Source organism: Sphingobacteriales bacterium (assembly GCA_012517435.1).
In the GTDB taxonomy this organism is placed as follows: Bacteria; Bacteroidota; Bacteroidia; order CAILMK01; family JAAYUY01; genus JAAYUY01.
Genome location: JAAYUY010000085.1, coordinates 1 through 5,678 on the forward strand (window position 1 = coordinate 1; position 5,678 = coordinate 5,678).

General features: G+C 39.2%; 4 protein-coding genes and 1 tRNA gene. 2 read left to right on the forward strand and 3 right to left on the reverse strand.

Translation table 11 applies throughout. From position 1 onward, the window contains the following. The 3 genes from yaiO to GX437_04980 form a co-directional block, all read right to left on the reverse strand. The coding region (gene yaiO, locus GX437_04970; GenBank protein ID NLJ07006.1) for a YaiO family outer membrane beta-barrel protein at positions 1-1,097 on the reverse strand (1,097 nt) is incomplete at its 3' end. After that, positions 1,094-1,453 carry a response regulator gene (locus GX437_04975; protein ID NLJ07007.1) on the reverse strand — a complete coding sequence of 120 codons (360 nt, stop codon included), beginning with the start codon at positions 1,451-1,453 and terminating at the stop codon, positions 1,094-1,096. The genes yaiO and GX437_04975, both read right to left, overlap by 4 nt. Next, positions 1,450-2,604, reverse strand: a complete 1,155-nt coding sequence (locus GX437_04980) for a hypothetical protein (protein NLJ07008.1) — start codon at positions 2,602-2,604, stop codon at positions 1,450-1,452. The genes GX437_04975 and GX437_04980 overlap by 4 nt, the downstream gene beginning before the upstream one ends. A gap of 195 nt (positions 2,605-2,799) precedes the next feature. On the opposite strand from GX437_04980, the gene GX437_04985 reads away from it, so the two are divergent. Together GX437_04985 and GX437_04990 are read left to right on the forward strand one after the other, a co-directional pair. Then, the gene (locus GX437_04985) at positions 2,800-5,442 is read left to right on the forward strand and encodes a T9SS type A sorting domain-containing protein (protein ID NLJ07009.1); all 2,643 of its coding nucleotides are present in this window, start codon (positions 2,800-2,802) and stop codon (positions 5,440-5,442) included. Positions 5,443-5,501: 59 nt separating this feature from the next. After that, positions 5,502-5,578, forward strand: a tRNA-Arg gene (locus tag GX437_04990). Positions 5,579-5,678 lie beyond the last annotated feature (100 nt).

The following is a 5,678-nucleotide window of genomic DNA, read 5'->3' on the forward strand; positions in this document are numbered from 1 at the left end:
GGGTTGTTGCCGATACCCGCATAGAGAGTGGCAAATCTGTCATCACTGTTTAAAAATTTTCTCATTTCAAAAGCAACGGACTGTCCGTAACCATAGCGGGTTTTGGAAAAATACGGTCTCAGGTTGAACCAGTATTGGTTTTTCTGATAAGTAACACTGGCGGTGTAGATAATTGCTTTGTTGACATTGTCGGTATAAGGAAAAATCAGATACCTCAAACCTGCAGAGATTTCAAAGGATTTGCTGAGTTGCTGGTGAAACTCAAGGCCGAAACGGTGGCGAGGGAATATGCCATTGATTCCGTAAGAATAATTAACAAAGGCATATTGCTTCTCATTAATCCGTGGATAAAGCTCAAGTTTAAACTGAAATGCAGGCTTTTGCCATGCAGGATGATCCTGATCTATCCTGAGATCTCCCATACTGATGCCGGCAAAATAGGTTCCTTTTCTGATTTTAAAGCCATAATCAAGCGTTACAATTTGCAGACGCCATTGAAATGGCGTATTGAACAGGTGGAAATAATAATCAGGACTTAATATTTTATTTGCTGTTTCCCTCTTGATTTTCTGTAAAAGCTCTTTGGCTTTCTGGTGATCCGGATAAAGAGTAAGCAATTCATGAATAATTTCCTTTGATTTGGTATAATCTCCCTTGTTAAAATACAGCTCTGCTTTTTTGTAAAAAAAAATACTGTCTTCGGGGAAAAAGATTAGTGCGGAGTCGATGATACTGATGGCACTGTCAGGTTTTTCTGCCCAGATAGCAAAATCGATCAAAGCTTGCCATGCTTCTTTGTTTTTCAACTGCTTATCAATTAGTTTACGTGCTTCACCGGCAGCTTTGCCGTATTGTTTATCCCAGCCGTAAACCCTTGCCATAAAGAGGGCAACTTCATCATATTCTGGTTTATTTTTCAGAATTTCATGGCAAAGTTCTATTGCCTTTGCATAATCTCCCTGAAAAGCTATCTTTCTGGCTTCTGTAAAAATGCTGTCAGCATTATAGTTCTGAGCCAGAGTGATAGTACTCAAACTGGCAGTCAGCAAAAAGAGAATGAAACTGACCCTGTTCCAAAATGAAAGTTCTCTTATCAATTGGTAAGTCGTTTAATCCTGATTATCAATTCTTTCGGGCTGAAAGGCTTAATCATATAATCGTTTGCACCCAGGTCAAAGGCTTTTAAAATATTATCTTCCTGTGTTAAGGAAGAAAGAACGATGATGGGTGTTTTAAGTTTCAGTTCCTGCCGTATTGCTTCAATCAATTCCATTCCGCCAATGAAGGGCATCATAATGTCGGTAATGATAATATCAAATTCTTCTCTTGTCAGAATGTCTTTAGCTTCCCTTCCGTTGGTTGCAACTCTGACCTGATAGCCTTCCGTAGAAAGTTTTGTAAATACAAGCTTTTGTATTAACAGATCATCATCTATAAAAAGCACCCTTTTCATCGTATTTTTGTTAAATAATATTCATTTAAAATATTCTTCATCATCGGCATGTAAAGCTTCCAGAAGAATTTTTTTCTTTCATTGTAAAGCATGGTACTGTAAAATAAGCCGCTGATTTTTTCAATTTGCCAGAAACGGCTGGTCAGCAGTTCAACGGGATTGTCGGAAAAATCTCCGCAAAAATAGTAAAAGCGATAATCTCCAAGATGTTCGATAATGGCAGGAAAGACATCAGGAACGTTGTAGGCTTTTAAAATGCTGTCGCCTGCCTTGTTCGGCCTGATTTTATACCAGGCAATGACTTTATTTGATTTCCCTGTATGGGTAATGTCTATCCAGTAAGGATAATGAACATTGGCGATAATATTGTATTTTTTTACCGCATAGTCACTGGCATAGATAAAAGGAACTTCACGTTTTAAATGTGTTCTGTTTTCCAGAATAAACAATCTCTCATCCTCATGTACGAATACTATCCCTGATCGTTTAAAAGGCCATTGATTGCCATGTTGCTGCATGTAGAGCCGGATGACCCAGCGTGGTAATTCAGGATTTTTAATGGTATCCAGCAAATCAAAATAACGCAACACCCAACCCGACCATTTAATATCGAGCATCTTTTCAGCTTCGTTACGGATAGGTGTGGGCGTGGGATGGGCAAGCATATTAAATTCTCCAAGAATGAGTTTCTTCTTTTCTTTCATTTTCTTCAGCAAAATCAGGTCGTTACGACTCATTCCTCCGTAAATCTTCCTCGAATGCTCTGTCTCAAAAGTATCGAGGTACCATTCGTTGTAATACACTCCGTATAAATCGGCCAGGTGGTAGATGTCCAGCTTTTCTGAAATCGAATCAAGTGCTTCTTCACTCAGCGAATCTATATCACGGATAAAATATTTTTTGTCTTCAAGCGGGAAAAAACCGTAATAATTGGAATCGAAAAGGTAAGGACTTCCATCATGCCTGACGTATCTGTAGCGGTTGAGAACCCAGTTCAGCGACCGGTGTTCGCTTCTGTAAAATGTGGATACTGTTTTATCTGCGATAAGAATATTTATTTTTTTAGTTGGTGTGAAATACCAGATCAGATAGCTCGTCAAAGGCAATCCGAAGAAGATAATAAACAATGCCAGAAAGAATTTTATTCGCATTAAACTTATAATTCAGATTCAAAATTAAAACTGTTTCCCTGTTAGTTAAAATGATTTTGTCAACAGGTCTTGGGTATTCCGTTGTTCAAATGCTCTGCCAAATACTTTTCTTTATCTTTTTCAACGGCTGTTGATATGCATTTATTCGTTTAAAGGGATTAAATTCATTTCTTTGCATTTGTAAAAATTAACCCGATGTGTCTAAAAATGAATGTTTTTCTCAAAAATACACTTTATCTGTTGTTTTTTTTATTCTTAAGCCGGTATTCTTTTGCAATTGAAGGGAAAGTTTTTGATCAGGTTTATCATCCTGTCGCTAATGCCAGAATTGAATTTACCAGACTGGATGATTCAACTGTAAAATATTCTGTTTTAACTAATCAGGATGGAACTTACAGGCTCGAATTACCTTTGGTTGATGTTCAGTCTGCCAATGCTGCGGTCCTATTTCCGGTTTATCCCAATCCGGTTGCTGATTATGCAGTTATTTCATTCCTGACGGCAAAAAAAGGGAAAGCCATTGTCAATATTTATAACATCAACGGGCAGATGGTGGATGAACTACTGAATGAAGATGTTGAAGCAGGAATATATCAGTTTACATGGTCAAGAACAATAAAAAACGGTGTTTTACTACCTTCAGGTTTATATCTGATTCGCCTGAGCTTTATTAGCGGAAACGAAACTGAAGTCAGGGTAGTCAAAATGCTCTGCATGGGAAATTTCTCCACCAGCCCTCAGACCGGATTTCTGCCTCCAACGGAGATAAATTTTGATACTTTTGCTATTGGCTATAAGGTTACGGTAACAAAGGACTCTTTTGAGACTTTCAGTTATTCCTATCATTCTTTAATAGATACAAATGAACTGAATTTTATGCTTTTCAGAAAATATGCTGTGCCTTATGCCTGTACAGGGAATTATCTGGGTATCTGGAACGGAAAAGATTATACACCGTTGTTTATTAAAGGTATCAATCTGGGGGTATCAAAACCGGGAACAAGCCCGGGTGAACTGGCTGCTACCAATGAGGATTACAAAAGATGGTTTGAAAAAATAAGCGAGCTGGGTTTTAACCTGATAAGGGTTTATACACTTCATTTTCCTCGTTTTTATGAAGAGTTGTACAAATTTAATATGAAGCATGCAAGCCATCCGATTTATCTGATTCAGGGGGTATGGCTGGATGAAGAAACAGGGAATGATGATTTGTTTTCACAATCTCAGAAATTTGATGACGACATCGAAGAAGTGCTTGATTGTGTGTATGGTAAGCGTAAGATTGATGAACGATTCGGAAGGGCTTACGGAAATTTCACCTACGATGTATCGAAATGGGTCATGGCTTATATTATCGGACGCGAAATTCACCCTTATGAAGTCAGGGCAACCAACGCCAATCACCCGGCTGATACTTTTTTTACAGGAAATGCAGTCAGTATTTACGGGACACAACCTTTTGATGCCTGGCTGGCTGCCCGTGTTGATCACCTGATTACTTATGAGAGAAATACCTATCAGAAAGAGCGTCCGGTAAGCTGCAGCAGTTGGCCTACCCTCGATCCCATGCGTCATCCATCGGAAAAATTTACTGAAGAAGATACCAGTTATTCCAATCTCGACATCATGATTGAGCATCACGCTCCGGCAGGTTATTTTGCCAGTTATCATGCCTATCCCTATTATCCCGATTTTATCAGTCAGGATACCAATTATCAGAAATTCAGCGATACCATGGGGAGAAATTCTTATCTGGGCTATCTGACAGATTTAAAAAACCACTACGCCAAAAGGCCATTGATCATTGCGGAATATGGTGTCCCTTCCAGCTGGGGAAATGCTCATTTTTCTTATTCAGGCATGCACCACGGAGGACATGATGAAGTGGTTCAGGGCTTGTATGATGTCAGATTGATCAATAATATTTATGAGGCCGGATGCGGGGGAGGTATTTTGTTTTCATGGATTGACGAATGGTTTAAACGTACCTGGATTGTGGATCCTATTTCAACTCAGGGAGAAAGAAGAAACCTGTGGCATAATGTGACCAGCCCGGAACAGAATTTTGGACTGATTGCCTTTGAGCCGGTGGATGCCCCTTTTTCTGCTCTTTCCATCAGTAATAATTCCTGTAATGTAAAGACAATCAAATGGTCGTACAATTTTGAGTATCTGAAACTGGAGATCAGCCTGAAAAATGCTTTAAAATCGGGGGATTCGCTTTTTATTGGTATTGATACGTATAAAAGCAATACAGGAGAATCGGTTTTGCCTGATGGGAAAACAATAACAAACAGAGCCGAATTTTCCATGAAGATTAAATATCCCGATGTGGCGGAAATGTATGTTACAGAAGCGTATGATTTGTTTGCCATCTGGCACAAGCAATCGAAGCCTGAGCAATTATATCACTCCATTGCTACAGATGGTGCACCATGGAAATTAATCAGGTGGAAAAACAACCGCTACGATACATCCATTTTTTACATCGGGAAACTCAGGATGAGGAATGCTTCACAGCCTGCTTCCACCCTCGATGCTATTATTATTGATAATAATGTATTGAAGATCAGGATACCATGGACATTGCTGCAGTTTACCGATCCGACTTTGATGGAGGTAATGGATGATTTACGTTCGACTCCGCAACGGGAAACAAGTATTTCAGATGGTATTGCATTATCGGTATCGATGAATAATTGTGTGACAGAAACCCAGGCACGAATAAAATATCCTTCATGGAATGCTGTTTCTCCCACCATGTACTTTGAACGGGAAAAAGCCTCCATGAAAATTGTTTCTGAAGGGATAAAAAAGCTGCCGCTATTTATTGAATAGCGACTTTGAAAAAAAATATCCACTATTTCAAAAAGCAATATATTTGCACCACTTTTAAAGGCCTCGTAGCTCAACTGAATAGAGCATCTGACTACGGATCAGAAGGTTGGGGGTTTGAATCCCTCCGAGGTCACCAGGCGAGACCAAAGGCTTGCAGTTTTAAAGGCAAGCCTTTTTTATTTTGTTCCTCATAAAAGGCGCTTATTATGCCGATTCAGGCGTGTAAAAAAAACACA